Source organism: Monashia sp. HAY1-2A (assembly GCF_056755315.1).
Window position 1 is genome coordinate 1 of record NZ_JBNDHY010000013.1, and the last position, 25,309, is coordinate 25,309.

Sequence of the window (25,309 nt, forward strand, 5' to 3'; positions counted from 1 at the left end):
CCCCCCCCCCCCCCCCCCCCCCCCCCCCCAAACAGCAACCCCCCCCCCCAGATTACTACGCGTCTCGTGGGCTCGGAGATGTGTATAAGAGACAGACCCGACGCCGAGGACGACGACGAGCGGCCGGGCCGGGGCGGCGTGCGGTCGGCCACGGGACTCAGTCCTCGCTGCCGAAGCGGGTGGCGTCGAACCGGGGGAACGCGCCGGCGCCGGCGTAGACCGCCGCGTCGTCGAGCTCCTCCTCGATGCGCAGCAGCTGGTTGTACTTCGCCACGCGCTCGGAGCGGGCCGGGGCGCCGGTCTTGATCTGGCCGCAGTTCGTCGCGACGGCGAGGTCGGCGATCGTGACGTCCTCGGTCTCGCCGGAGCGGTGGCTCATCATGCAGCGGTAGCCGTTGGTCTGCGCGAGGGTCACGGCGTCGAGCGTCTCGGTGAGCGTGCCGATCTGGTTGACCTTGACGAGCAGCGCGTTGGCGGTGCCCGAGCCGATGCCGCGGGCGAGCCGCTCGGGGTTGGTGACGAACAGGTCGTCGCCGACGATCTGCACCTTGCCGCCGAGCATCTCGGTCATCGACTTCCAACCGTCCCAGTCGTCCTCGTTGAGCGGGTCCTCGATCGAGACGAGCGGGTAGGCGTCGACGAGACCGGCGTAGTAGGCGACCATCTCGTCGGCCGACTTGCTGCCGCCCTCGAACGCGTAGGAGCCGTCCTGGAAGAACTCCGAGGCCGCGACGTCGAGCGCCAGGGCGATGTCGGTGCCGGGCGTGTAGCCGGCGGCGCGGATGGCCTCGAGGATGAGGTCGAGCGCGGCGCGGTTGGACTCGAGGTTCGGGGCGAAGCCGCCCTCGTCGCCGAGGCCCGTCGCGAGACCGCGGTCCTGGAGCACCTTCTTCAGCGCGTGGTAGACCTCGGCGCCCCAGCGCAGGGCCTCGCGGAAGGTCGGCGCCCCGATCGGGGCGATCATGAACTCCTGGATGTCGACGTTGGAGTCGGCGTGCGACCCACCGTTGAGGATGTTCATCATCGGGACGGGCAGGACGTGCGCGTTGGGCCCACCGACGTAGCGGAACAGCGGCAGGCCGGCCGACTCGGCGGCGGCGTGCGCTACCGCCAGCGAGACGCCGAGGATGGCGTTGGCGCCGAGGGTCTCCTTGTTGGCGGACCCGTCGAGCGTCAGCATCTCGGCGTCGATGAGCCGCTGCTCGCTCGCGTCGAACCCGACCAGTCGGGGGTTGATCTCCTCGATGACGGCGTCGACGGCCTGCTCGACACCCTTGCCGAGGTACCGGCCCTTGTCGCCGTCACGACGCTCGGACGCCTCGAAGGCTCCGGTGGAGGCACCCGACGGGACCGCCGCGCGCGCGAACGTGCCGTCGTCGAGACGGATCTCGACCTCCACGGTGGGGTTGCCGCGCGAGTCCAGGATCTCCCGGGCTCCGATCTCCTCAATGCTGGCCACTGACTCTCCTGTGCTGTGGTGCTCGAGACGGGGGTGCGGCCGGTGGCGGCCGCTGTCGCCCCCGAGCGTAGCCCGTGCGTGCGGCCGACCGTCGGACCGACCCGGCATCCGGGCAGCCGCGGTGGAGGCCCGTGCGGATCGCCCCGTGGCACAAGGGCGCCGCCCGGGACGGACGACGGGCCCGCCGGGTGGGGCGGGACGAGCCACGCCGGAGCGGAACACACTTTTTTACCGTTTCCTTACCAATACCTGACCTATACCGGGCATACTCACACCAAGCCATCCGGGGGGGTGGAGGCAGCTGAAGACGGCGCCGGCAGGCGTCGGGGGGTGGGGTGGGGAGTCATGGGTCAACCCATGCGTGAAACGGGGGTCTACCTGCTCGACGTGAGCGCGCGTCCGACGACGCAGCCGCTCACCGAGCGGTCGAGGGGACAGCGTCTCCTCCAGCTGGGGATCGGTGGGGGTGATCTCGTCCTCATCACCATCGCGACGGCGCTGGCGGCCATCGGTCGCACGAGCCTCGACGTGTTCAACGCCGCGAACGACGTCAACGTCGTCGCCCAGTCGGTCGGTCTGTGGATCGTCGCCGCCTGGATGGTCGCGAACCTGCTCGTCGGCTCGTACGCGTCGAGCACGCTCGGCGTCGGCACCGTCGAGTACGCGCGCGTCTGCTCGGCGGCGGGTCTGACGGCCGGTGGCATCGGCATCGCGAGCTACCTGACGAAGTTCAATCTCTCGCGCGGGTTCTTCGTCCTCATCTTCCTCGTCGGGGTGCCGATGCTGCTCGTGTGGCGCTGGTGCGCTCGCCGGCTCGTGCACCGGGCGCACGTCCGGGGCCACCTGCTGACGCGCGTCGTCATCTCGGGCACCGCCTCGCACGTCGACGACGTCGCCCGGGTCCTCGAGCGGGAGGTCTGGCTCGGCTACCGGATCGTCGGGGCGCTCGTCCCGTCCTCGCACCCGACACCCTCGACGCCGGGCGGCGTGCCCGTCGTCGGCACGACGACCCGCGCGGCCGAGTCGGTCCTCGCGACGAAGGCCGATCTCATCGTCTTCACCGAGGGTGCCTTTCCCTCGGCCGTCGACTTCCGCCGCATCGCCTGGGACCTCGAGGGCCACCACGTGCAGATGGCGGTCGTGCCGAGCCTCAGCGACATCTCGTCGGGCCGGATGGCGATGCGCCCGGTCGGCGGCCTGCCGCTCGTGCACGTCGAGCCACCGCGGAGCCTCGGCGCCTCGCGGTGGTCCAAGCGGGCCTTCGACCTGCTGGGCGCGACCTTCCTGCTGCTGCTCGCCTCGCCGGTCATGCTCGTGTTCGCCCTCGCGACCAGGCTGCAGGACGGTGGGCCGGTCCTGTTCCGCCAGACGCGCGTCGGTCGTGACGGCGAGCTGTTCGAGTGCCTGAAGTTCCGCAGCATGGTCGTCGACGCCGAGGCCCGGCTCGGGACCGTCCGACACCTCAACGCCAACGCCGACGGCCTGCTCTTCAAGGCCCAGCACGACCCACGGGTCACCCGGGTCGGGGCGGTCATGCGGCGCTACTCGATCGACGAGCTGCCCCAGCTCATCAACGTCATCAACGGCGACATGAGCCTCATCGGCCCGCGCCCGGCCCTGCCGGCCGAGGTGCGCCGGTACGCGCCGGACGTCCAGCGCCGGCTCCACGTGCGCCCCGGTGTCACCGGCCTCTGGCAGGTCTCCGGGCGCAGCGACCTCTCGTGGGACGACACCGTCCGCCTCGACCTCTACTACGTCGACAACTGGTCCGTCGTCCAGGACCTGTCCATCCTCGCCAAGACGATCCACGCCGTCGTCCGCTCGCGCGGCGCGTACTGACGGCCCGATGCTCCCGCCGGCTGCCGTCCTGAGCGTCGGTCGGCGGGAAGGTCCCGCGGTGCTTCCCTGACCGCCGTGGGGTGGGGACGGGGCCATGCCACTTCACCCGGAGTGGCATGGCCCCGTGATCCCTGCGGCTGACCCCTACCCGGGAGCCGCCCGTGCGGCACAGACGCGCGCGAAGCGTCCGTCAGGACGCGTCGGAGACGCCGGACGCGCTCGCGTCGGCAAGGTGGCGCAGCGTCTCGCGCAGGGCGCCTTCGGCGTCCACCCCGGCCGACCGGGCCGCACGGACGATCGCGAGCAGCCTGGCCCCGACGTCGTCGCCCGCCGTGGCCGCGTCGACGAGGTCCGCGCGCCCGGCCTTCTCGAGCCGGCCGACGTACTTCTCGGCCCGGGCGAGGGCCGGTAGCGAGGTCGGCACCCCCTCGACGGGATGGGTGCGGTGCTGCTTCTCCCCCGCCTTGATCCGGTCCCAGTTCGCGGCGACGGCGTCGGGTGTGTCCGCGTCGACGTCGGCGAACACGTGCGGGTGGCGCCGGACCAGCTTGTCGACGAGCTCGCCGGCGACGTCGTCGATGCCGAACGGCTCGGCCGGGTGCTCCTCGGCCACCCGCGCCTGGAAGGCCACCTGCAGCAACAGGTCGCCGAGCTCCTCCCGCACGTGCGCCGGGTCGCCGGACTCGATCGCCTCGATCACCTCGTGCGCCTCCTCGAGCAGGTAGGGCACGAGCGTCTGCGGGGTCTGCTCGGCGTCCCACGGGCACCCGCCCGGCGAGCGGAGCCGGTCCATGACGGCGACGACGTCGAGCAGGCGCGAGCCGGGCACGTCGAACGAGCCGATGAGCAGCTCGACGTCTGGCGGCTCCGGCAGGCGGCTCACCTCGACGGCGACGGCCTCGCTCAGTCCGGGGTCGCCGTCGGAGGACCCGACCCAGACGACGTCACCGTGCGCCGTGGCCGTGACGAGCGCCCGCGCCAGCTCCGGCGCCCCGACATCGGATGCACCCGCGGGGGCCGGAGGGCCGCCCGGCTCGTCGGCCGTGGGTCGCGCCCCGGGCACCCCGACCTCGATCCCCGCCTCGACGATCGCCGCGACCTGCGGCTCGTCGGGGTGGCCCCACACGGTCGACGCACCCTCGAGCGTGGTCCACGCCTCGCGCGTCAGCAGCCCCGGCGCGATGCGCGGCGTCGAGACGAGCAGGACCAGCCGGCCGGTCAGGGCGCCGTCGTCCCGCCCGGCGCCGGCGTCGCGGCCGACGCAGGGGCGTTCGTCTGCGGCTTGATCCAGTTCGGGTTGGTGGACCCGAACCTGAAGTAGACGGGACCCTGGTCGACCGGGGTCAGCTTGCCGAACCTCGGGTTGAGGGAGATGTCCGCGCTGCCGAGGGCCTTGCGGTAGGCCGCGACCTCGGCGGGCGTCATCGTCTGGGAGTTGATGAGCGCGGCTGCCGCGACGAAGTCCTTCGTCGCCTGCGTCGCATCCGGGATCGTCGCGAGCACCGTGGCGTAGGTCTGGTCGGGCTTCCAGCCGCCGGAGGGCTTCATGGCCTCGTCGAGCAGGGGCCCGGCGATGAGACCCATGACGATGGCGTCCTCGCTGAAGTCGAGCTTGGCCGTCTGCAGCTGGTCGTGCGCCTCCTGCACGTCGGCCTCGGAGATGACGTGGCCGTTGACGACCGCGGCGGCCTCCTGGCGCGTCGCGAAGCCGCACCCACCGAGGAGCGTGGCGGCGGCCGCGCCGGCGACGACGGCCGCGACGAGACGCCGGCCCGTACGGGTGGGCCGTGCTGACAGAGACTTCACTGGTTCCTCCTCAGGCGGATGCGTCAGACATCCTACGGGGCACCCGCCGCCGCGCCGGCACCGGCGCTCGCCACCGCGTGACCGGCGGCGATGTCGTCGAGCAGGACCGCCGTGACGAGCTGCCGCGCCCACGTCAGGACCTCGACGTCGCGCAGCGGCTTGCCGCCGACGCGGGCCGTCATCGGGGCCGGCACGAGGATGGTCCCCAGGGCCTCCTTGACGATGGTGCCGGGATAGAGCCGCATGAGCCGCAGCTGCTGGCTCTCGCGGAGGTCCCTGACCGGCCCGAACCGGATGGTCCGGCCCTGGACGCCGATGTCGCCGATGCGCGCCCGCCGCGCCACGACCCGGAGTCGGGCCACCTCGAGGAGGTTCTCGACCGGCCCGGGCGGGGCGCCGTAGCGGTCGCGCAGCTCGGCCTCGATCTCGTCGACGGCCTCGAAGGTCTCGACGGTGGCCAGCTTGCGGTAGGCCTCGAGGCGCAGCCGCTCCCCCGGCACGTAGTCGTGCGGCAGGTGGGCGTCGACGGGCAGCTCGATCTTGATCTCGGCCGGCACGTCGGTCGTCTCGCCCTTGAAGTCGGCCACGGCCTCGCCGATGAGGCGCACGTAGAGGTCGAACCCGACACCCTCGATGTGCCCGGACTGCTCCCCGCCGAGGAGGTTGCCGGCGCCGCGGATCTCGAGGTCCTTCATCGCCACCTGCATGCCGGCACCGAGGTCGGTGTGGCTGGCGATGGTGCGCAGCCGGTCGTGTGCGGTCTCGGTGAGCGGCTTCTCGGGCGGGTAGAGGAAGTAGGCGTACGCCCGCTCGCGGCCCCGCCCGACGCGTCCCCGCAGCTGGTGCAGCTGGGACAGGCCGAGGACGTCGGCACGCTCGACGATGAGCGTGTTGGCGTTGCTGATGTCGAGGCCGGTCTCGACGATCGTCGTGCAGACGAGGACGTCGAAGCGCTTCTGCCAGAAGTCCTCGACGACCTGCTCGAGCCGGTGCTCGCCCATCTGGCCGTGGGCGGTGGCGATGCGCGCCTCCGGGACGAGCTCGCGCAGCCGGCTCGCCGCCTTCTCGATCGAGCTGACCTTGTTGTGGACGAAGAAGACCTGGCCCTCGCGGAGCAGCTCGCGGCGGACCGCCGCGGTGATCTGCTTCTCGTCGTAGGCGCCGACGTAGGTCAGGACCGGGTGGCGCTCCTCCGGCGGCGTCGCCAGGGTCGACATCTCGCGGATGCCGGTGACGGCCATCTCGAGGGTCCGCGGGATCGGCGTGGCCGACATCGACAGGACGTCGACGGCCGTGCGCATCGTCTTGAGCAGCTCCTTGTGCTCGACGCCGAAGCGCTGCTCCTCGTCGACGATGACGAGGCCGAGGTCCTTGAAGCGGACCTCCTTGGACAGCAGGCGGTGCGTGCCGATGACGAGGTCGACGCCACCGTCCGCCAGACCGTCGAGGACGGCCCTGGCCTCCTTGTCGGACTGGAACCGCGACAGCGCCTTGACGACCACCGGGAACTGCGCGTACCGCTCGGAGAAGGTCTGGAAGTGCTGGCTGACGAGGAGCGTCGTCGGCACGAGCACGGCCGCCTGCTTGCCCTCCTGGATGGCCTTGAAGGCGGCGCGGACCGCGATCTCGGTCTTGCCGTAGCCGACGTCGCCGCAGATGAGCCGGTCCATCGGCACCTGCTTCTCCATGTCGGCCTTGACCTCGTCGATGCTCGAGAGCTGGTCGGGCGTCTCGACGTAGGCGAAGGCCTCCTCGAGCTCACGCTGCCACGGGGTGTCGGGCCCGAACGCGTGGCCCCTGGTGGCCTGGCGCGCGCTGTAGAGCCGGATGAGGTCGGCGGCGATCTGCCTGACGTAGCGCTTGGCCCGCGACTTGGTCTTGGTCCAGTCCGAGCCGCCCATCTTGTTGAGGGTCGGCTGCTCGCCACCGACGTACTTGGTCACCTGGTCGAGCTGGTCGGTGGGGACGTAGAGCCGGTCGCCGGGCTGCCCGCGCTTGCTCGCCGCGTACTCGATGACGAGGTACTCGCGCGTCGCGCCGGCGACGGTGCGCTGCATCATCTCGACGAAGCGGCCGACGCCGTGCTGCTCGTGGACGACGTGGTCGCCCGGGCGCAGCTGGAGCGGGTCGACCTGGTTGCGCCGACGGGACGGCATCCGGCGCATGTCCTTGGTCGAGGTGGACCCCGCCTGCCCGGTGAGGTCGGTCTCGGTGAGGACCTCGAGGCGGGCACCCTCGTGGACGAAGCCGCGCCCGAGCGGCATGCAGGTGACGGTGACGAAACCGGCCTCGAGCGGCTCGAGCTGCTCGGAGGCGCCGGAGGCGCCGGAGGCGCCGGCGTCGTGGGAGCGGTCGAGGGGCCGCACCGGCACCTCGTGCTCGCGCAGCACCTCGCCGACGCGCTTGGCCAGACCCGGCCCCTCCGTGACGACGGCGACGACCCAGCCCTCGCGGGCGCGCTCGCGCAGGTGCTCGACGGCCCGCTCTGTGTCGCCGCGGAAGGCCTCGGCGTCGACGGTGCGCACCGCGAGGCGCTGGTCGACGTCGTCGTCCTCGATGACGAGGTCCTCGTCGGAGGCGAACGGGGTGAGGGTCCACCAGGGCCGCTCGTGCGCGATGGCGTGCGCCCGGACCTGGGCCAGCGTCCAGTAGGACGCGCTGCCGAGCAGCGACTGGAGGTCGACGGGGACGTCGTTGCCGGCGGCCGCGTTGGCCCAGCTCGCCTCGAGGAACTCCTCGCTCGTGGCGACGAGGTCGTGCGCCCGGCGGCGGATGCGCTCGGGGTCGGCCAACAGCACGGTCGACGCCCGGGGCAGGACGTCGAGGACCGACTCCATGCCGTCGACGAGGGCGGGCGCGAGCGACTCCATGCCCTCGACGGCGATCCCCTCGGCGAGCTTTCCGAGCATGTCGGCGACGCCGGGCAGCTGGTCGGCGAGCAGACGTGCACGCTCGCGCACGGCGTCGGTGAGGAGCAGCTCGCGGCACGGCGGCGCCCACAGCCCGTGCTCGGCGACCTCGAGCGAGCGCTGGTCGGCGACCTTGAACCAGCGCACCTCCTCGACGGTGTCGCCCCAGAACTCCACCCGGACCGGGTGCTCCTCGGTGGGCGGGAAGACGTCGAGGATGCCGCCACGCACGGCGAACTCGCCGCGTCGCTCGACGAGGTCCGTGCGCGTGTACGCCGCGGCGGCGAGGGCGTCGACGGCCTGCTCGAGCGGGCGCTCGTCGCCGCTGCGCAGGGCGACCGGCTCGAGCTCGCCGAGCCCGCGGGTGATCGGCTGCAGGACCGCGCGGACCGGCGCGACGACGACCGACAGCGGGCCGTACGTGGCGTCGGCGGGGTCGGGGTGGGCGAGACGACGCAGCACCGCGAGCCGGCGGCCGACGGTGTCGCTGCGCGGCGAGAGCCGCTCGTGCGGCAGGGTCTCCCACGAGGGGAAGACGGCGACCCGGTCGGCCGGCAGGAACGCGCCGAGGGCCGACGCGAGGTCCTCGGCCTCGCGGGTCGTCGCCGTGACGACGACGACGGGGGCGGCGCCGGGGCCGCCGTGGACGTCGTCGGCCCGCGCGGCGAGGGCGGCGACGAGGAAGGGCCGGGTGCCGTCGCTCGCGGACACGTCGACGAGGCGGGCCCGGCCCACCTGCTCGGTCACGTGGCGGACGTCGGGGAGCGTCGTGAAGGCAGAGAGCAGAGGGTGCGGCATCAGACCTCCCAGTCTAGGTCGGGCCGGTGACGGTCACGGACGCCGACCGTCCCGGCAGGTCCCGCCCGTGGACCCGGCGGCAGGCGGACCGCGGTCCGCCGGTCACGCGGGTCAGGCGGGTCACGCCGGCGCCCGCGTCAGCGCGGGGCGTGGAAGCGCTGCTGGGCGTCGGTGAGCCCGACCTCGATGATGGCCTCGACGGCGTCGGCGGCGTCGCCGAGCAGGAACGGCAGCTCCTCGCGCTCGGCCTTGCCGAAGTCGCGCAGGACGAAGTCCGCGGGGTCCTGCCGGCCGGGCGGGCGGCCGATGCCGAGGCGGACGCGGTAGTAGTCCTTCGAGCCGATCGACTGGCTGATCGAGCGCAGGCCGTTGTGGCCGCCCTCGCCACCGCCCCGCTTGAGCCGGACGAGTCCGGCGTCGATGTCGAGCTCGTCGTGGAGCACGACGAGCCGGTCGACCGGCACGTCGTAGTAGCGCAGCAGCCCGGCGACCGGGCCGCCCGAGGTGTTCATGTACGTCGACGGCACGGCCAGCACGACCTTCGGGCCGCCGACGCGCAGGCGCACCTCGGCGACGCGGGCGCGGGCCTTGTGCGCCTTGAACGAGGCGCGGCCGCCCGCGGCGTCGCGGGCGGCCAGCTCCTCGATGGCCATGGCGCCGACGTTGTGGCGGTTGCCGGCGTACTCCGCACCGGGGTTGCCCAGTCCGACGACGAGCCAGGTGTCCATGACCTTCCTCGGTGGTGTGGGGTGCGCCGGCCCGGTTCAGCTGGGGCCGGCGGCCTCGTCGGGAGGCTCAGGCCTCGGCGCCCTCGGCGACGGGGGTCTCGGAACCGCTCTCGGCGGCCGGGGCCTCGGCAGGCTCCTCGTGCTCCTCGCGCTCGATGCCGGCCTCGGCCTCGGCCTCGGCGAGCTCGGCCTCGAGGGCCTCGGCCGAGACGGCCTGGGTCACGTTGACGACGAGGGCCTCGGCGTCGGTGACGAGCTCGGCGCCGGCGGGCAGCTCGAGCTGCCCGGCCAGCACCTGCGTGCCGGCCTGGAGGCCCTCGACGGAGATGACGACGTTCTCGGGGATGTCGGTGGCGGCCACGAGGAGCTGGAGCGCCGCGTGGTCGAGCGTGACGACGGTGTCGGGAGCGGCCTCGCCCTCGAGGTGGACGGGCACCTCGACGGTGACCTTCTCGCCACGGCGCACGACGACGAGGTCGACGTGCTCGATGACCGGCTTGATCGGGTCGCGCTGGACGTCCTTGGCGAGCGCGAGCTGCTCGTCGCCGTCGACGACGATCGTCAGCAGGGCGTTGACGTGCTTGAGCGCGAGCATCGTGTCGTGGCCCGGCAGCGAGATGTGGACGGGCTCGGTGCCGTGGCCGTAGATGACGGCGGGGATGTTGCCGGAGCGGCGGATCTTGCGGGCGGCGCCCTTGCCGAACTCCGTGCGCTTGCTGGCGACGAGCTTGGTGATGTCGGAGGACACGGGGACTCCTCGAGTCGTGGAATGGGTCTCTGGCGGTGTGGTCGGCCTCGACGCGGGACGTCGCGCGGATGGAGAGCGGAGAGAGACCTGTCAGCAGGGTCCGCACGCAGAGGCGGACCTGACCCGTGAAGCGGGTGGCCGGTCCGCCGCGTCGATCACGGACCCGGCCCGGCTGCCGCAGCAGCCGTGCGTCGTCCCTCGCCGAGGCAACCCCCCGATCTTAGGGGACATCACCGTACGGACGAAATCCGATGACCGCACGGCTCAGGGTGCCGCCGGACGCGTCAGGACGACGCGGTCGGCGAACCCGGCCCCCGACGTGCCGATGAAGCCGACGCGCAGCGTCGAGGGCGTCGCGGCGAGGTCGGCGAAGCCGTGCGTCGGGGCGCGGTTGGCACCGGAGGACGCCGCGAAGTAACCGGCCTCGGCGTCGCTCGTCGACACGTCGCGCAACGGGATGCCGCCGGTGCCGACGGTGACGAAGACGGTGCCGGCTCCCGCGACGAGCGAGCTGCCGGCCGAGGAGACGCAGGCCGGGACGTAGCGGCCCGGCGTGATCCCGGGACAGCCCGGGCCGAGCCGCAGCTGCTTGCTGCGCTGGTACAGGTGCTCGTGGCCGGTGAGCACGACGTCGACGTGCTCGGCGAGGAACAGGTCGACGAGGTCGGCGCCGACGGTGCAGCCGTAGCGACCCAGGCTCAGGCACGGCTCGTGCATGCCGACGACGACCCACGGGATGCCCGCCGCGCGGGCGCCGCGGATCGCCGAGGCGGTCCACGCGTAGTGGGTCGTGCCCCGGGCGTAGCTCCACGTGCCGTCCGCGAAGGTCAGTGCCGGGGAGACCATGACGAACCGCACGAGCGGCTGCACCGCCGGCTCGTCGACGTACCACTCCCGTCCGTACCGGCCGACGAGCCCGTCCAGCCGGTTGGGCAGACAGCCGGTGAACGCGTCGATGCGGCCGTTGCGGCCGTTGCTCTCGTGGTTCCCCGAGAGCAGCTCGAACGGCAGCCTCGGGCCGACGCGGTCCGTGACGAAACGGCACCAGGCCGCCTCGCCACCGTCGGAGCCGTAGGACAGGTCGCCGAGGGCCAGGTGCAGGTCGGGCTGCGCGGCAGCGACGGCCCGCAGCACGCCGGAGGTGGCGCTCGTCGAGCCGTAGTCGCCGGCGGCCGTGACGTGGAGCGTCGCGGGGCGCAGGCGCGGCGGCTGCGTCACGGCGCTCGCCTGCGGCGACGCGGTCCGGGTGCCGGAGGGACGGTCCGCGGTGGCGACGGCCGCCCGGGACGCCGTGGTGGTCGGTCCCGACGAGCTCGAGGCGGGTGACGTGCGCGCGCAGGCCGCGAGGGCCGCGACGAGTGCGAGGGCCGTCGCGGCGAGAGGGACCCGTCGCCGCAGCACCGGTCCAGCCTAGGTCGCCGGGCCGCTGCCGGCGGCGTCGCCACGCGGCCGGGACTCGTCGGCGCGGACCGCGACGACGCCACCGACGATGAGCACGCCGCCGACGAGCTGGAGCACGGTGGGCAGCTCGCCGAGCACCAGCCAGGCGAAGAGGACCGCGAAGAGGACCTCGGTCAGGGCGACGAAGGAGGCGACCTTGGCCTTGAGCAGGCGCACCGCGGCGATGCCGGCGACGTAGGCGAACGCGGCTGCGACGAGGGCGATGACGAGCACCGGGACCCACCAGGGCACGGCGGATCCGCCGAGCGTCACGGTGTCGGCGCCGCGAGTGACGTCCATCAGCCCGCCCAGGCCCGCACCCCAGAGCACCACGGCCCCGACGAGGAGCCCGGTCCCGGCGAGCGTGAGCGGCGGCAGGTCGGCGTCGACGTGGTCGGCGATGAGGAAGTACAGGACGAGGCACACGGCGGCGCCGAGGCCCCACAGGGTGCCGGCGACGTCGAGGTGGGCTCCGCCGACGACGTCGAGGACGAGGAGCAGGCCGACGAGGGCCAGCCCGATGCCGGCGAGGGTGAGCCGGCGGGGCGCGCGGCGGTGCCGGGCCCAGAGCCAGCCGACGATGAGGACCGGGGCGAGGTACTCGAGGAGGAGGGCGACGCCGACGGACAGGTGCGTCACCGCGTTGAAGTAGGCCAGCTGGCAGCCGGCGACCCCGGTCAGGCCGTAGCCGACGACCGCGCGGGCGTTGCGGCGCAGGACGCCCCAGCGGCCGCGGAGGGACAGCGCGGTGGGCACCAGCAGGACGAGCGCGGCGAGGGTGATGCGCAGCGTGACGACCGCGCCCGGCGCCCAGCCGGCGAGCAGGAGCGGCTTGGCGAACGCGCCGGAGGTCGCGAAGGCCGCCGCCGAGGCGAGGGCCAGGCCGAGACCGAGGAGGGGGTGCCGCGTCGCCGCCGTCCCGCCGGCGGCGGCCGGTCCGAGGCTGGGTCCACCGGCGAGCGCCGGGGCCACCGTCGGACCGGGCGGCGGCAGGACGCCGGACGCGGGGGCGCTCGTCAGTGGGGACACGACGACCTCCTGCTCCTACGAGGGACTGCCGGCGGAGGGCTGGGTGGGAGCGGTCACCGCCCCATCATCCTGTCAGGACCGTCAGCGACTAGACTCCTGACGGTAGCGACCCGCGATGTCAGGAGTCAAGAGCGTGTTCACCCATGACACCGAGGCGGCTCTCCTCGCCGCGGCGGCCCTCGTCAACACGATGCCGGGCAGCGTGCCCGGTGACTCCGACGCGGACACCCTCGTCACCGTCGCCGACCTCGAGGCCCTCTACGCCGAGCAGCGGTGGACCGGGCGGTTCGACCGCGACACCGCCGAGCTCGACGCGGTCCGCGCGCTGCGCCCCCGCCTGCGCGGCATGTGGGAGCACGACGAGGCCGGCGTCGTCACGCTCGTCAACGAGCTGCTCCGGGAGGGACCCGCGCTGCCCCAGCTCGTCGAGCACGACGGCCTCGGCTGGCACGTGCACGCCACCCCTGCGGACGCACCGCTCGCACGGCGCATGGCCGTCGAGGCCGCCCTGGCCGCCGTCGACGTCGTCCGCGCCGGCGAGCTGGAGCGCCTGCGCGTCTGCGCTGCCGACGACTGCGACGACGTCGTCGTCGACCTGTCGCGCAACCGGTCGCGGGTCTACTGCGACGGAGGGTGCGCGGCCCGCGCGCACACGGCCGCCTACCGGGCCCGGCGGGCCGGCTCCTGACGCGTCGGCGGCCTCGGGCGCGTCGGCGGCGCGTCGGCGGCGGGCCGGCGTCGGGACCGTCGCAGCAGGTGCGGCGTCGTCAGGCCTTGCCGTCGAAGAGGCTCGTCACCGAGCCGTCCTCGAAGACCTCCCTGATCGCCATCGACACCAGCGGCGCGATGGACAGCACGGACAGCTTGTCGAAGCGCCGGTCGTCGGGGATCGGCAGCGTGTTCGTGACGACGACCTCGTCGACCTTGCACGCCTTGAGCCGGTCGACGGCCGGTCCGGACAGGATGGCGTGGGTCGCGGCGATGACGACCTGCTGGGCGCCTTCCTCGATGAGGGCGTCGGCCGCCTTGGTGATGGTGCCGGCGGTGTCGATCATGTCGTCGACGAGGATGCAGACGCGGCCCTTGATCTCACCGACGACGCGGTTGGCGACGACCTCGTTGGGCCGGTTGATGTCGCGCGTCTTGTGGATGAAGGCCAGCGGCGCGCCGCCGAGGCGCGTCGACCAGTCCTCGGCCACCTTGATGCGGCCGGCGTCCGGCGAGACGACGGCGAGGTCGAGGTGGCCGTACTTCTCCGCGACGTAGTCCGACAGGATCGGCAGGGCCATGAGGTGGTCGACGGGGCCGTCGAAGAAGCCCTGGATCTGCGCCGTGTGCAGGTCGATGGCCATGAGCCGGTTCGCGCCGGCGGTCTTGAACAGGTCGGCCATGAGGCGGGCCGAGATGGGCTCGCGACCGCGGTGCTTCTTGTCCTGGCGGGCATAGCCGTAGAAGGGCAGCACGACGGTGATCCGCTTGGCCGAGGCACGCTTGAGCGCGTCGATCATGATGAGCTGCTCCATGATCCACTCGTTGATCGGCGAGGTGTGGCTCTGGATGACGAAGGCGTCCGAACCCCGCACCGACTCCTCGTAGCGCACGTAGATCTCGCCGTTGGCGAAGTCGTAGGCGCTCGTCGGCACGAGGTCGGTGCCGAGCTCCTTGGCGACCTCCTGGGCCAGCTGCGGGTGGGCGCGACCGGAGAAGAGCATGAGGTGCTTCTCGGTCGTCTTGTTGATGCCGCTCATGCGTGCGCGTCCTTCTCGTCGCTCCCGAGCCGGTCGTTGTCGACCACGGCTCCTGCCTCGCCGGCCAGTGCCGCCTCGGCCTCCACAGCGGTCCGTGCCGCCGCGTCGGTCTTCGTGCCGGCCCGGCGGCGCGCCACCCAGCCGTCGATGTTGCGCTGCTGGGCCCGGGTCACCGCCAGCTGCCCCGGGGCGACGTCGCTGACCACGGCGGAGCCCGCCGCGACGTACGCCCCGTCGCCGATGGTGCGCGGCGCGACGATGACCGAGTTGCTGCCGACGAAGCTCCAGCGGCCGACGTTCGTGTGCCCCTTGGTCACGCCGTCGTAGTTGGCGAAGATCGTGCCCGCGCCGATGTTCGCGCCCTCTCCGATGGTCGCGTCGCCGCAGTAGGTCAGGTGCGGCACCTTGGCGCCGTCGCCGATCCGGGCGTTCTTCGTCTCGACGAAGCCGCCGATCTTGCCAGCGCGGCCGAGGACCGTGCCGGGGCGCAGGAACGAGAAGGGGCCGACCGTGGCAGCCGGCCCGATCCGGGCCAGCTCGGCCTGGGTGCGCACGACGCTCGCGCCGTCTCCGACCTCGGTGTCCTTGAGGGTCGTGTCGGGGCCGACGACGCAGTCGCGGCCGACGCTCGTCGCCCCGAGCAGCTGGGTGTTCGGGTGCACCACGGTGTCCGCGCCGACGGTGGCGTCGGCGTCGATCCACGTCGTGGCCGGGTCGATGACGATGGCGCCGTCGCGCATGGCCTGCTCGACGATTCGGCGGTTGAGCTCGGCGCCGAGCCGGGCCAGCTGCACCTTGTCGTTGACGCCCTCGGTCTGCCAGAGGTCGTCGACGAGGTGGGCGTCGACGCCCAGACCGCGTGACCGGGCGATGGCGACGACGTCGGTCAGGTACTTCTCGCCCTGCGCGTTGTCGGTGCCCACCTCGGCCAGCGCCTGGCGCAGCACGAGCGCGTCGAACGCGTAGAGGCCGCTGTTGACCTCGCGGATCGAGCGCTGCTCGGGCGTGGCGTCCTTCTGCTCGACGATGGCCTCGACCCGGCCGTCGGCGTCGCGCAGGACGCGGCCGTACCCGGTGGGGTCGGCCAGGGTCGAGGTGATAACGGTGACGGCGCTGCCGCCGGCAGCGTGCGCCGCGACCAGTCCCTCGAGCGTCTCGGTCGTCAGCAGCGGGACGTCCCCGTACGTGACGACGACGGTGCCGGACAGACCCGGTGGCAGCACCTCGAGCGCGCACTCGACCGCCCGGCCGGTGCCCTTGACCTCGTCCTGGTCGACGATGACGGCGTCGGGGTCCACGAGGGCCACGTGCTCGGCGACGCGGTCGCGCTCGTGCCGGACGACGACGGCGAGGTGCTCCGGCCGAGTCCCCCGGGCCGCGCGGACCGCGTGGGCCACGAGGCTGCGGCCACCGATCGTGTGGAGGACCTTGGGGGTCGTGGACTTCATGCGTGTGCCCTCGCCGGCGGCGAGGACGATCACGGCGGTCGGCCGCGGATCGCTCACGGGGCGCAGCTCCTTGTCGTCGGGTGCGGTGCCTTGCAGCCCCGGACCGGCCGTGGAGCGCGTGCCCACGCGGTGGCACCGGGGGTGCGCCGCGGCCACTCTACTCGTGGGGCCGGGAGGGCTCCCGCGCGTCCGTGGGCGACGCGTGACGCCGCTCACAGGGCCTGGCGCGGCCGGGCGCCCTCGGCTCGGCCCCCTGCCGACCGCGCTCCCCGGGTAGGAGTCGAACCTACGTCGCTAGTCCTGATTCAAAGTCAGGCGGGCCCTGCCGACAGACCAACCGGGGAACGTCCACGAGGACGGGGACAGGGTAGTGCAGCGAGGCGTCCCGCCCGTCGCCCAGGTCGCCCGGGTCGACAGCGTCGGCCGCGGTCTGCCGGGGCCGGCGCACCGATGGCTGCTAGGGACCGGAAGGGCCTCCCGGCGCCGCCTCGCCCGGGCCGTCGGACGCCGGGGCTCCCGCGAGGCCACCCGACGGGGCAGCCGTGGAGCCGTTCGAGGGCGCCGTCGCAGCGTCGCCCGCGCCGTCGGCGGTCGGGGTCGACGTCGGGGGCGCGGTGGGCGCGGTGAGCGCGGTGGGCGCGGTGGGCGACGGCACCGCCGGGGTCTCGAGGCCGTCGGCAGGGTGCGTCGGGGAGGAGGTCGGGGCCGGCGAACCGGTCTCCGGGACGGCAGCGGTCGCCGTCGGCGACGAGGGCGTGCTCGCGGGGTCCATGGGCGCGACGGCCGTCGCGGCGTCGAGAGCCACCGCCGACGGGCTGACGAGCGGCCCGGCGACGACCCCGACCGCTCCCGCGACCGCTCCCCCGACCGCTGAGCCCAGGTCGGGCAGCGTTGTGGGGCCGAGCCCGCCGGGACGCGCCGACGTCGACGCGGGCGAGGGCAGCTGCTGGACGACGGCGGGCTTGCCGTGGGTGAGGACGACGGCCGGGGCGACGCCGAGGCCGATGACGAGGCCGGCGACGGCGGTGGCGACCGGTGGCGAGATCGTCAGGCCCCCGATCGTCGCGCCACCCGCCGCGACGGCGACGGGGACGAAGGCGCCCGCTGTGGCAGCACCCGAGACGAGCGCGCCGGACACGACGCCGGAGGCCGCAGCACTTGACGCGGCGACACCCGACGCAGCACCCGAGGCCGCGAGACCCGACCCCCCGGAGACGGCAGCCGACGCCACCGCACCGGAGGAGACGACGCCCGCGGACGAGCCCGTGACGGCAGCGGTCGAGGCGGCGGTCGAGGCGGCGGTCGAGGCAGCGGTCGAGGCAGCGGTCGAGGCAGCGGTCGAGGCAGCGGACGAGGCGGCGCTCGCTCCGGTTGCCGTCGCCGACGCGGTGGTCACGGCCGTGCCGCTCGCCGTCGCAGAGGCGCCACCGCCTGACACTCCGGTCAGGCCGGCGCCCGCCCCGGCGCCGCCGGTCGTGAGCAGGCCCGCAGCACCATGGCCGGCCCCCGATCCGAGGGCCTGGCTGGCGCCGGCGACGAGGAGCGGGATGACGAGGCCCGCGAAGCCGGTGCTGATGCGTCGGAGGTGGTCGGCGAGGGCGGCGTCCTGGGGGCACGAGGCGAGGTGGGCCTCGACCTTGGCGCGCCGCCGCGGCGTCGTGCGCCCGCGCACGTGGGCGGAGAGGTGGTCGAGGGTCCAGCGGCACTCGGGGGTCGCGCACCCGCTGCTGCGCTGCTGCACCCAGACATCGAGGTAGTGGCCCCGCAGCGCCTCCTTGGCGCGCATGACGCGGACGCTGACGAGGTTCGCCGACACCCCGAGCCGCGGCGCGACCGCCCGGGGCGCGTCCCCGTCGACCAGCGTCATCCACAGCAGACGGCGCTCAGGCTCGGGCAGGCGCGCGAACGCCTCGCGGACGAGGTCGCTGCCGAGCACGTCATCTGCGCCCGTGGCCGGTGCCACGTCGGGTACGCCGTCGAGCTCGGCGCCGTCGGTGGGCAGGACGCTGAGGTCGCGGCGGACGGCGTCGACCCCCACGGTGCGCACCGTCGAGGTGAAGTAGGCGCGGAAGTTCTCGCGCGGTCCGGCGCCCTCGCGCAGCAGCCGCAGCATCCGCGCGGACGCCTCGGCGACGAGGTCCTCCGGGGCGACGCGGCCACGGAAGCGGGTCGCGACGGCGTGCGCGGCCGGCAGGTGCCGCCGCCAGAGGACGACGAACGCGTCGTCGTCCCCGTGCCTGACGCGGTGCAGCAGATCCGCATCCGTGAGGTCGGTGAGCAGGACGGAGTCGGGTGTCGCACCGATGGCGTTCGCAGACACCGGGTTCCTTTCGGGTGTGGAGAGAGCCCAAGTGTGCGACATGGCCCGGCGTCGCGTGCGTGGTTTGTGCAATGCGGACATGATGCGCGCGTCCCTGCCGGGAGCGCGCGTCCCGGGATGCCCGAGCCGACGCGCCGACGGCCGGTCGGGCCCGCGCCGGGTCGGCGGGTGGCACCATGACGGCGTGACCGCCGACCGGCCGGACAGCCCAGACAGGGCAGCGAGGGCAGCCAGTGCTGAAGGGCCCCGGCGCGCCGCGCGCGGGGAGCGGCCGCGCACCCGCGCCCGGATGACCGGGCCCGAGCGGCGCGAGCAGCTCGTCGCCGTCGGTCGGAGGCTCTTCGCCGAGAAGGGCTTCGAAGCGACCACGGTCGAGGAGGTTGCGGCCAAGGCGAACGTGTCCAAGCCCGTCGTCTACGAGCACTTCGGCGGCAAGGAGGGCCTGTACGCCGTCGTCGTCGACCGTGAGATCCAGGCCCTGCTCGGCGGCATCACGCGCGCGCTCGACGGGGGCGACGGCGCCCGGATGCTCCTCGAGCGGGCGACGCTCGCCCTGCTCGACTACGTCGAGAGCGACCCCGACGGGTTCCGGATCCTCGTCCGGGACTCCCCACCCGGCCAGTCGACCGGCTCGTTCGCCAGCGTCCTCGGCGACGTCGCCACGCGGGTCGAGCACCTGCTCGCCGCCGAGTTCAAGGCCCGCGGGCTCGACCCGAAGTCCGCGCCGATCCACGCGCAGATGCTCGTCGGCATGGTGGCCCTCACCGGCCAGTGGTGGCTCGACCAGCGCAAGTTCAAGAAGGACCAGGTGGCCGCGCACCTGGTCAACCTCGCCTGGAACGGGCTGTCCGGGCTCGATCGGAGACCGCGCCTCGTGACGCTGCGGCGTCGCTGACCCCCGGCGCGCGTGCCGGCACACTCCGGGCCCCGTGCCGGCGTGTCAGCCGAAGAAGGTCCGGCGATAGGTGTCGCCGGCGCCGTCGGTGACGGTCACGAGGACGGGACCGAGCCCCCCGAGGCCGCCCTGGGTCAGCTGCATGCGTCCGGCACTGGCCGACCCCGAGCAGGTGACCCGCGAGGCGGACGTGTTCGAGCACGTCCAGGCACTGTTGCTCGCCACCAGCGACCCGGCTCCGGAGGCGTTGGCGACGGAGATGCGCAGCCGTCCCTCGACGGTGGTGCGGACCGAGAGCGTGAACCTGCTCGGGTCGCCCGTCGCGATGACCTTGACCGTCATCGTCGGCGGGCTCGAGGGCTGGGGCGACGGATCGGTCGTCGGCGGCGGGCTCGGTGGCGTCGTGGGCGGCGCGGGAGGCGTCGTCGGCGGCGGGGCGGGCGGGCTCGAGACGGCCGGCGGCGTCGACGAGGCAGGGGGGCGCGTGGCCGGTGTGTCGCCGCCCGAACCGCCCGAACCGGTCGAGCCGGCAGAGCCGGCCGCGTCACTCGGCCCCGGTGCGACGGTCACGCCGGTCTGGTCCGTGCTGCCGGCGCCCACGCCACCGGGCGTCGGCGTCGCCGCGCCGCCCGGTGCCGGCGGTGCCGGGGTGCCGGTGAGACCCCGGGCCACGCGTGCGGCCACCGACGGGACCGCCGTGGCGACCCCCGCAGCCCCCGCGTTCGCCGCTGTTCCCGGGGCGCCGGGGACGGACGGCGTCCCTGGGCTCGGCGAGGCGGACACGGACGGTCGGGGCGACGCGCCGGCGGGAAGCGTCGTGGAGGCCGGGGCACCGAGCAGGCCGGTGGCCCCAGCCGTGACGGCGACGCCTGCCACGACACTCGCGACGCGGCTGGCCACCTGCGCCAGGGCGTCGGCACCCGAGCCGAGACGGCCGACGCCCGAGGCACCCGAGGCTCCTGCGGCGGCGACCGACGACCCTGGCGGCGCACCCGCGCCCGCAACCCCGCCAGCGGCGCCGCCTCCACCGACGACCCCCGCTGCACCCGCACCCGCGGCTCCTGCGGCGCCGCCGACCAGACCCAGACCACCCGCGGTGACGAAGCCCGGGGTCGAGACCCCGGCGGCGAGGACCAGGGGGACGAGCAGCGCCGGGAAGCCGTCGTGGATGACGCGCAGGTCGGCGGCGATGCGGGCGGCGTGCGAGCACGAGGCGACGTGGGCCCGGGCGCGCTCGGTCTGCCGCTTGGGGAGCCGACCGCGCACGAGGGCGCCGAGGTGGGTGATGGTCCACCGGCACTCGTCCGTGTCCGCCTCGGACAGGCCCCGCTCGGCGCGGGCGTCGAGGTAGAGGGCGCGCAGGTTCTCGCGGGCGCGCATGGCGCGGACGCTGACGGCGTTCGCCGTCATGCCCAGGCTCGGCGCGACGACCCGCGGTGCGGCGCCCTCGACGGTCGTGTGCCACAGCACCCGCTGGTCCTTCTCGGGCAGGGACCGGAACGCCTCGCGCACGAGGGCGACGGTCTCGTCGTCGCCGAGGTCGGGCTCGGGCTGGTCGACGGGCTCGGCGAGCGCGTCGAGGTCCTCCTCCTCGGTCGGCACGAGCCGCAGGTCACGGCTGCCGGCGTCGAGGGCGACGGTGCGCACCGCCGACAGGAAGTAGGCACGGAAGTGCTCCTCCGGCCCGCGACCGTCGCGGATGAGGGAGAAGACGCGGGCGGCGGCCTCGGCCACGACGTCGTCGGGGCTGGTGCGCCCCCGGTAGCGACGCGCGACGGCATAGGCCGCGGGCAGGTGACGGCGCCACAGCTCGCCGAACGCCTCGGCCGACCCCTCGCGACTACGGGCGAGCAGCTGCACGTCGGCAGCGGAGGACCACGCCTCGCTCGACCACATGGTCAGGTCAGCCGACACCTCGAGCCCTTCCAGCCACTTTCCGGTGCTGGACAGTCTGCCCCGGCCTGCCGCGCGCGTCGACTCGCACCGCGGGAGCGTTGGCAGGTTTCGCCCTTCCGGATGGTCCCCTCCACGAAACCATCGCGGAAGGACGAAACCTGGCGACACCACGGGTGCCGGCGCGGAGCCGCTCCCTCCCCTGACCGAGCGGGACGCTCCGTGCGGTGCCGTCAACCGTGAGACGTGCCACTTCCTATTTCACGTCATCTTCGGTGCAAATGTGGGCAAATGCCAGAAACTGACCTCGACCCGTCGGTAGCAGCAGGGCCCATGGGACGTGTTGGCAAGGCCTTGGGCAGGTCGTGGTCGGCGCCTTACCGTGCCGGGGCCTGCCCGTCGGGCCGGCGGGTGCGGGCGACGGCGAAGGTCCGGGTGAAGGGGAAGAGCACCCCGAACGGCCGACGCGGGTAGGCCGCCTCGAGCTCGCGCGCATACTCCTGCTCGAAGGCCTCGCGCTCCGCGGCGTCCTCGAGCACTCCGAGGACCGGGCGCAGGCCGGTGCCCCGGACCCACTCGAGCACCGGGTGCGGCCCTGCTGTGGGCGCGTCGAGGACGTGCTCGTACGTCGTCTGCCACACGTCGACGTCCGGGGTGCGGTCGAGCAGGAGCGCCGCGTACGTGCCCGGCAGGGCGACGGCAGCGGCCCGGTCGAGGCCGGGGCGCAGGTCGTCGGCGCGCGGATGGCGGGCGGCCACCTCGCGCATGAGCCGGTGCGACGGGGCGTCGAAGTTGGCCGGCACCTGCATGGCGAAGGTGCCCCCGGGCGTCAGCGCGTCGAGCCAGCGCGGGATCAGCCGCAGGTGGGTCGGGACCCACTGGAGCGTCGCGTTGGTGACGAGGACGTCGACGGGGCCGCCGCACCCGGTGGCGTCCCAGTCCTCGGCCGTCGCCTCCACCCACTCGACACGGCCGCCGGTGTCGAGGGCCCGGGCCCGTTCGAGCATCTGGGGCGAGGAGTCGACGCCGATGACGCGAGCCTCGGGCCAGCGCCGCGCCAGCCCGAGCGTCAGCTCGCCCGGGCCGCAGCCGAGGTCGACGACGAGCCGCGGGTTCGGGGCGTCGACCCGGGCGAGGAGGTCGGCGAACGGCCGGCCGCGATGGTCGGCGAAGAGCCCGTACTGGCCGGGGTCCCAGGCGGAGCCGTCCGGAACCTGGTCGCTGGGAGTCGGAGGTGTGGCGTCGGACACGGCGACCTCACTTTCTTTCGATGTCAAGAGTCTTGATGGCCACTACGCTGACGGCATGAGCCAGGACCGCAGCCCGGCCCGCGTCGGCGGCGACGACGTCGACGAGATCGTCGCGGCCTGGCGCCGAGAGCGGCCCGACCTCGACGTGTCGCCGCTGGAGGTCCTCTCGCGGGTGTCCCGGCTCGCCCGCCGCCTCGATCTCGCGCGGGGGCGAGCCTTCTCCGAGCACCTGCTGGAGGGCTGGGCCTTCGACGTGCTGTCGGCGCTGCGTCGTGCCGGGGAGCCCTACCAGCTCTCGCCCGGGGCGTTGGTGCACCAGACGCTGGTGACCTCGGGCACGATGACCAACCGCGTCGACCGGCTCGAGCGCAGCGGCTTCGTCGAGCGGCGCCCCGACCCGGGCGACCGCCGCGGCGTGCTCGTGCGGCTGACGCCCGCCGGGCGCGATGTCGTCGACTCGGCGATGGCCGACCTCATCGAGCAGGAGAAGTCGCTCCTGTCCGAGCTCGGCCCGGCCGAGCGCCGCGACCTCGCCGCGCTGCTGCGCCGGATGCTCGCCCCGCTCGAGGCACGCCCGACCGACCCCACGGGCTGACAGGGGGCGCCGCACCGGGACGCCGGACGCCGGCCGGCTCACGCGTCGGTCCGCTGCTGGAACTCGAGGCGGTTGCCGACGGGGTCGCTGGTGTGGAAGCGGCGCAGGCCGGGGATGGCGTCGTCCCAGACGACCGGGGCACCGGCCGCGGCGAGCGCGGCCGCGAGCGCGTCGACGTCGGCCACCGCGATCCCGGGGTGCGCCTTGCGGGCGGGGGCGAAGGGCTCCTCGATGCCGACATGCACCTCCGCCGCGCCGGGCTCGCCACCCGCCCGGAACCAGGCACCGCCGCGGGCGCGCAGCCTCTCGGGCTTGGGCAGCTCGGTCAGACCGAGGACCCCGGCGTAGAAGTCGCGCATCGCATCCTCGCAGCCGGCGGGACCGGAGACCTGGACGTGGTGCAGGGTCATCTCCATGCCTCGAAAGTATCTTGACATCAAGATACTTGGCAACCCTCCGCCGGGACCGCCCCTCAGCCGACGACCTCGGCGGCCTCGAGCCACTCGAGCTCGAGCCCCTCGCGCTCGGCGACGAGCTCCTGGAGGCGGGCGTTGAGGTCGGCGAGGGCGGCGGGGTCGGTCGCCTGCTGGGCCATCTCGCCGTGGATCCGCTCCTCGCGGTCGGCCAGGCGCGACAGCTGCTTCTCGACGCGCGCCATCGTCTTGCGCGCCTCGCGGACCTCGCCGGGGCTCGCGGTCGTGACCGCCCCGCTCGCCGGCGCCGCTGCGGCGGTGGCACCGGCCGCGCCGGACGGGGCCGCTCCCCGGGACGCCGCCCCGGCCGCGCCGGACGACGACGCCGGCCCCCCGCCCGTCGCCGCCTGCGACGCAGCGGCGGCGCGCAGCTCGAGGTACTGGTCGACGCCACCGGGCAGGTCGCGGACGCGCCCGTCACCGAGCAGGGCCAGCTGGTGGTCGCAGACCCGCTCGAGCAGGTACCGGTCGTGCGAGACGACGACGAGCGTGCCGGCCCACCCGTCGAGGACGTCCTCGAGCGAGGTGAGGGTCTCGATGTCGAGGTCGTTCGTCGGCTCGTCGAGGACGAGGACGTTCGGCTCGGTGAGCAGCAGCCGCGTCAGCTGGAGGCGTCGCCGCTCGCCACCCGACAGGTCGCCGACGCGCGTCTGCTGCCGGCCACCCGGGAACCCGAGCCGCGTCGCCAGCTGGCCCGCGCTCACCTCCTTGCCCCCGTGCATCGTGTACTGGCGCACGTCCTCGACGGCCTCGATGACCCGCCACTGCTCGAACCGCTCGAGCTCGCGCACCTCCTGGGTCAGGTGCGCGATCGCGACGGTCTTGCCGACCCGGCGCCGACCGGCAGTCAGCGGGACCTCGCCGGTCAGGGCGCGCAGGAGGGTCGACTTGCCGGCGCCGTTGACACCGACGATGCCGACCCGCTCCCCCGGCGCCAGGCGCCACGTGACGCGGTCGAGCAGGGTCCGTGCATACGGCGGCTCGCCGACCGTCAGGGTCGCGTCCTCGAGGTCGATGACGTCCTTGCCGAGGCGACGCGTGGCGAACGACGCCAGCTCGACGCTGTTGCGGGGCTCCGGCTCGCCGGCGATGAGGGCGTTGGCGGCCTCGATGCGGAACTTCGGCTTGCTCGTGCGGGCCGGCGCGCCGCGGCGCAGCCAGGCCAGCTCCTTGCGCATGAGGTTGGCGCGCCGGTCGGCCACGACGCCGGCGAGGCGGTCCCGTTCGGCCTTGGCGAGGACGTAGGCCGCGTAGCCGCCCTCGAACGAGCTGACGCCACCGGACTCGACCTCCCACGTCACCGTCGCGTACGCGTCGAGGAACCAGCGGTCGTGGGTGATCGCGACGGTCGCGTTGCCCGGGCGCGGTCGACGGTGGGCCAGGTGGTCGGCGAGCCAGGCGACGCCCTCGACGTCGAGGTGGTTGGTCGGCTCGTCGAGCAGGAGCAGCTCGGGGTCCTCGACGAGGAGGCGCGCCAGGGCCAGCCGCCGCCGCTCCCCGCCGGACTTGGGGCCGACGCGGCTGTCGAGACCGCCCATGGCCTCGGCACCGATGCCACCCAGTAGCCCGGTGAGCACGTCGCGGATGCGGGGGTCACCTGCCCAGACGTGCTCCGGCCGGTCGCCGAGGACGGCCTCCCGGACCGTCCACGCCGGTTCCAGCGCGTCGTCCTGGCTCAGCATGCCGACGCGGATGCCGCCCTGGCCGCCCTGCTTGCTGATGCGGCCCGAGTCCGGCTCCTGCAGACCCGCCATGACGCGCAGCAGCGTCGACTTGCCACCGCCGTTGACGCCGACGATGCCGATGCGGTCGCCGGTGAGGACACCGATGCTGACGTCGTCGAGGACGTGGGTCGTGCCGAAGACGAGGGAGACGCGTTCGAGGGAGACGAGGTTGGCCATCGGAGCAGACCCTATGCGCTCGCGACGAGC

The 25,309-nt window shown here is 74.0% G+C and carries 19 protein-coding genes and 1 tRNA gene; 4 read left to right on the top strand and 16 right to left on the bottom strand.

The genetic code is table 11. The features are described from left to right. Positions 1-157: 157 nt before the first annotated feature. Positions 158-1,459 (bottom strand): phosphopyruvate hydratase, encoded by a 1,302-nt coding sequence (gene eno, locus ACPYOM_RS03345; RefSeq protein ID WP_481342248.1) that lies wholly within the window; start codon positions 1,457-1,459, stop codon positions 158-160. Positions 1,460-1,816: 357 nt separating this feature from the next. Here eno and ACPYOM_RS03350 point away from each other — a divergent pair, with 357 nt between their 5' ends. Continuing rightward, positions 1,817-3,298: a sugar transferase gene (locus ACPYOM_RS03350; RefSeq protein WP_481344879.1), complete on the top strand. Its 1,482-nt coding sequence runs from the start codon at positions 1,817-1,819 to the stop codon at positions 3,296-3,298. Between the two features lie 190 nt (positions 3,299-3,488). On the opposite strand, the gene ACPYOM_RS03355 is transcribed toward ACPYOM_RS03350, so the two are convergent. From ACPYOM_RS03355 to ACPYOM_RS03385, 7 genes are all read right to left on the bottom strand, one after another. Beyond that, positions 3,489-4,424: a nucleoside triphosphate pyrophosphohydrolase gene (locus tag ACPYOM_RS03355; protein WP_481344880.1), complete on the bottom strand. Its 936-nt coding sequence runs from the start codon at positions 4,422-4,424 to the stop codon at positions 3,489-3,491. Positions 4,425-4,516: 92 nt separating this feature from the next. Then, positions 4,517-5,104, bottom strand: coding sequence for a SurA N-terminal domain-containing protein (locus ACPYOM_RS03360; protein ID WP_481344881.1), 588 nt, complete (start codon positions 5,102-5,104; stop codon positions 4,517-4,519). 32 nt (positions 5,105-5,136) lie between these two features. Then, entirely contained in the window at positions 5,137-8,811 is a 3,675-nt protein-coding gene (gene mfd, locus ACPYOM_RS03365) for a transcription-repair coupling factor (protein WP_481344882.1), read from the bottom strand. A gap of 137 nt (positions 8,812-8,948) precedes the next feature. Beyond that, positions 8,949-9,539, bottom strand: coding sequence for an aminoacyl-tRNA hydrolase (gene pth, locus ACPYOM_RS03370; RefSeq protein ID WP_481342723.1), 591 nt, complete (start codon positions 9,537-9,539; stop codon positions 8,949-8,951). A 67-nt stretch (positions 9,540-9,606) separates the two neighbouring features. Beyond that, complete coding sequence (locus tag ACPYOM_RS03375; RefSeq protein WP_481342722.1) at positions 9,607-10,287, bottom strand: 50S ribosomal protein L25/general stress protein Ctc; 681 nt, start codon at positions 10,285-10,287, stop codon at positions 9,607-9,609. Between the two features lie 264 nt (positions 10,288-10,551). Further along, on the bottom strand, positions 10,552-11,688 hold the full coding sequence (locus tag ACPYOM_RS03380) for a metallophosphoesterase (RefSeq protein WP_481344883.1): 1,137 nt from the start codon (positions 11,686-11,688) through the stop codon (positions 10,552-10,554). A 9-nt stretch (positions 11,689-11,697) separates the two neighbouring features. Further along, the gene (locus tag ACPYOM_RS03385; protein WP_481344884.1) at positions 11,698-12,756 is read right to left on the bottom strand and encodes an EamA family transporter; all 1,059 of its coding nucleotides are present in this window, start codon (positions 12,754-12,756) and stop codon (positions 11,698-11,700) included. Positions 12,757-12,871: 115 nt separating this feature from the next. Here ACPYOM_RS03385 and ACPYOM_RS03390 point away from each other — a divergent pair, with 115 nt between their 5' ends. Then, positions 12,872-13,444, top strand: a complete 573-nt coding sequence (locus tag ACPYOM_RS03390; protein ID WP_481344885.1) for a CGNR zinc finger domain-containing protein — start codon at positions 12,872-12,874, stop codon at positions 13,442-13,444. 79 nt (positions 13,445-13,523) lie between these two features. Here the strand turns inward: ACPYOM_RS03390 and ACPYOM_RS03395 are convergent, their stop codons facing one another. From ACPYOM_RS03395 to ACPYOM_RS03410, 4 genes are all read right to left on the bottom strand, one after another. Beyond that, positions 13,524-14,504 carry a ribose-phosphate diphosphokinase gene (locus ACPYOM_RS03395; RefSeq protein WP_481342718.1) on the bottom strand — a complete coding sequence of 327 codons (981 nt, stop codon included), beginning with the start codon at positions 14,502-14,504 and terminating at the stop codon, positions 13,524-13,526. After that, positions 14,501-16,009: a bifunctional UDP-N-acetylglucosamine diphosphorylase/glucosamine-1-phosphate N-acetyltransferase GlmU gene (gene glmU, locus ACPYOM_RS03400; RefSeq protein ID WP_481344886.1), complete on the bottom strand. Its 1,509-nt coding sequence runs from the start codon at positions 16,007-16,009 to the stop codon at positions 14,501-14,503. Before glmU ends, ACPYOM_RS03395 begins: the two co-directional genes overlap by 4 nt. 208 nt (positions 16,010-16,217) lie before the next feature. Continuing rightward, positions 16,218-16,296, bottom strand: a tRNA-Gln gene (locus tag ACPYOM_RS03405). Positions 16,297-16,409: 113 nt separating this feature from the next. Further along, positions 16,410-18,272, bottom strand: coding sequence for a sigma-70 family RNA polymerase sigma factor (locus ACPYOM_RS03410; protein WP_481344887.1), 1,863 nt, complete (start codon positions 18,270-18,272; stop codon positions 16,410-16,412). A gap of 289 nt (positions 18,273-18,561) precedes the next feature. On the opposite strand from ACPYOM_RS03410, the gene ACPYOM_RS03415 reads away from it, so the two are divergent. Then, the gene (locus ACPYOM_RS03415) at positions 18,562-19,167 is read left to right on the top strand and encodes a TetR/AcrR family transcriptional regulator (protein WP_481342728.1); all 606 of its coding nucleotides are present in this window, start codon (positions 18,562-18,564) and stop codon (positions 19,165-19,167) included. 45 nt (positions 19,168-19,212) lie between these two features. On the opposite strand, the gene ACPYOM_RS03420 is transcribed toward ACPYOM_RS03415, so the two are convergent. Further along, entirely contained in the window at positions 19,213-21,081 is a 1,869-nt protein-coding gene (locus ACPYOM_RS03420; RefSeq protein ID WP_481344888.1) for a sigma-70 family RNA polymerase sigma factor, read from the bottom strand. Positions 21,082-21,437: 356 nt separating this feature from the next. Continuing rightward, complete coding sequence (locus ACPYOM_RS03425) at positions 21,438-22,310, bottom strand: methyltransferase domain-containing protein (protein ID WP_481344889.1); 873 nt, start codon at positions 22,308-22,310, stop codon at positions 21,438-21,440. 55 nt (positions 22,311-22,365) lie between these two features. Here ACPYOM_RS03425 and ACPYOM_RS03430 point away from each other — a divergent pair, with 55 nt between their 5' ends. Beyond that, on the top strand, positions 22,366-22,905 hold the full coding sequence (locus ACPYOM_RS03430) for a MarR family winged helix-turn-helix transcriptional regulator (RefSeq protein ID WP_481343542.1): 540 nt from the start codon (positions 22,366-22,368) through the stop codon (positions 22,903-22,905). 38 nt (positions 22,906-22,943) lie between these two features. On the opposite strand, the gene ACPYOM_RS03435 is transcribed toward ACPYOM_RS03430, so the two are convergent. Continuing rightward, complete coding sequence (locus ACPYOM_RS03435) at positions 22,944-23,321, bottom strand: VOC family protein (RefSeq protein WP_481343541.1); 378 nt, start codon at positions 23,319-23,321, stop codon at positions 22,944-22,946. A 56-nt stretch (positions 23,322-23,377) separates the two neighbouring features. Further along, positions 23,378-25,279: an ABC-F family ATP-binding cassette domain-containing protein gene (locus ACPYOM_RS03440; RefSeq protein WP_481344890.1), complete on the bottom strand. Its 1,902-nt coding sequence runs from the start codon at positions 25,277-25,279 to the stop codon at positions 23,378-23,380. Between the last annotated feature and the right edge of the window lie 30 nt (positions 25,280-25,309).

Excerpts from the sequence above, each read along its gene's own strand:
- ACPYOM_RS03435 (WP_481343541.1), bottom strand. The coding sequence starts at position 23,321 with ATGGAGATGACCCTGCACCACGTCCAGGTCTCCGGTCCCGCCGGCTGC.
- ACPYOM_RS03430 (WP_481343542.1), top strand. The coding sequence starts at position 22,366 with ATGAGCCAGGACCGCAGCCCGGCCCGCGTCGGCGGCGACGACGTCGAC.
- mfd (WP_481344882.1), bottom strand. The coding sequence starts at position 8,811 with ATGCCGCACCCTCTGCTCTCTGCCTTCACGACGCTCCCCGACGTCCGC.
- ACPYOM_RS03350 (WP_481344879.1), top strand. The coding sequence starts at position 1,817 with ATGCGTGAAACGGGGGTCTACCTGCTCGACGTGAGCGCGCGTCCGACG.
- ACPYOM_RS03440 (WP_481344890.1), bottom strand. The coding sequence starts at position 25,279 with ATGGCCAACCTCGTCTCCCTCGAACGCGTCTCCCTCGTCTTCGGCACG.
- ACPYOM_RS03390 (WP_481344885.1), top strand. The coding sequence starts at position 12,872 with ATGTCAGGAGTCAAGAGCGTGTTCACCCATGACACCGAGGCGGCTCTC.
- pth (WP_481342723.1), bottom strand. The coding sequence starts at position 9,539 with ATGGACACCTGGCTCGTCGTCGGACTGGGCAACCCCGGTGCGGAGTAC.
- ACPYOM_RS03415 (WP_481342728.1), top strand. The coding sequence starts at position 18,562 with ATGACCGGGCCCGAGCGGCGCGAGCAGCTCGTCGCCGTCGGTCGGAGG.
- ACPYOM_RS03395 (WP_481342718.1), bottom strand. The coding sequence starts at position 14,504 with ATGAGCGGCATCAACAAGACGACCGAGAAGCACCTCATGCTCTTCTCC.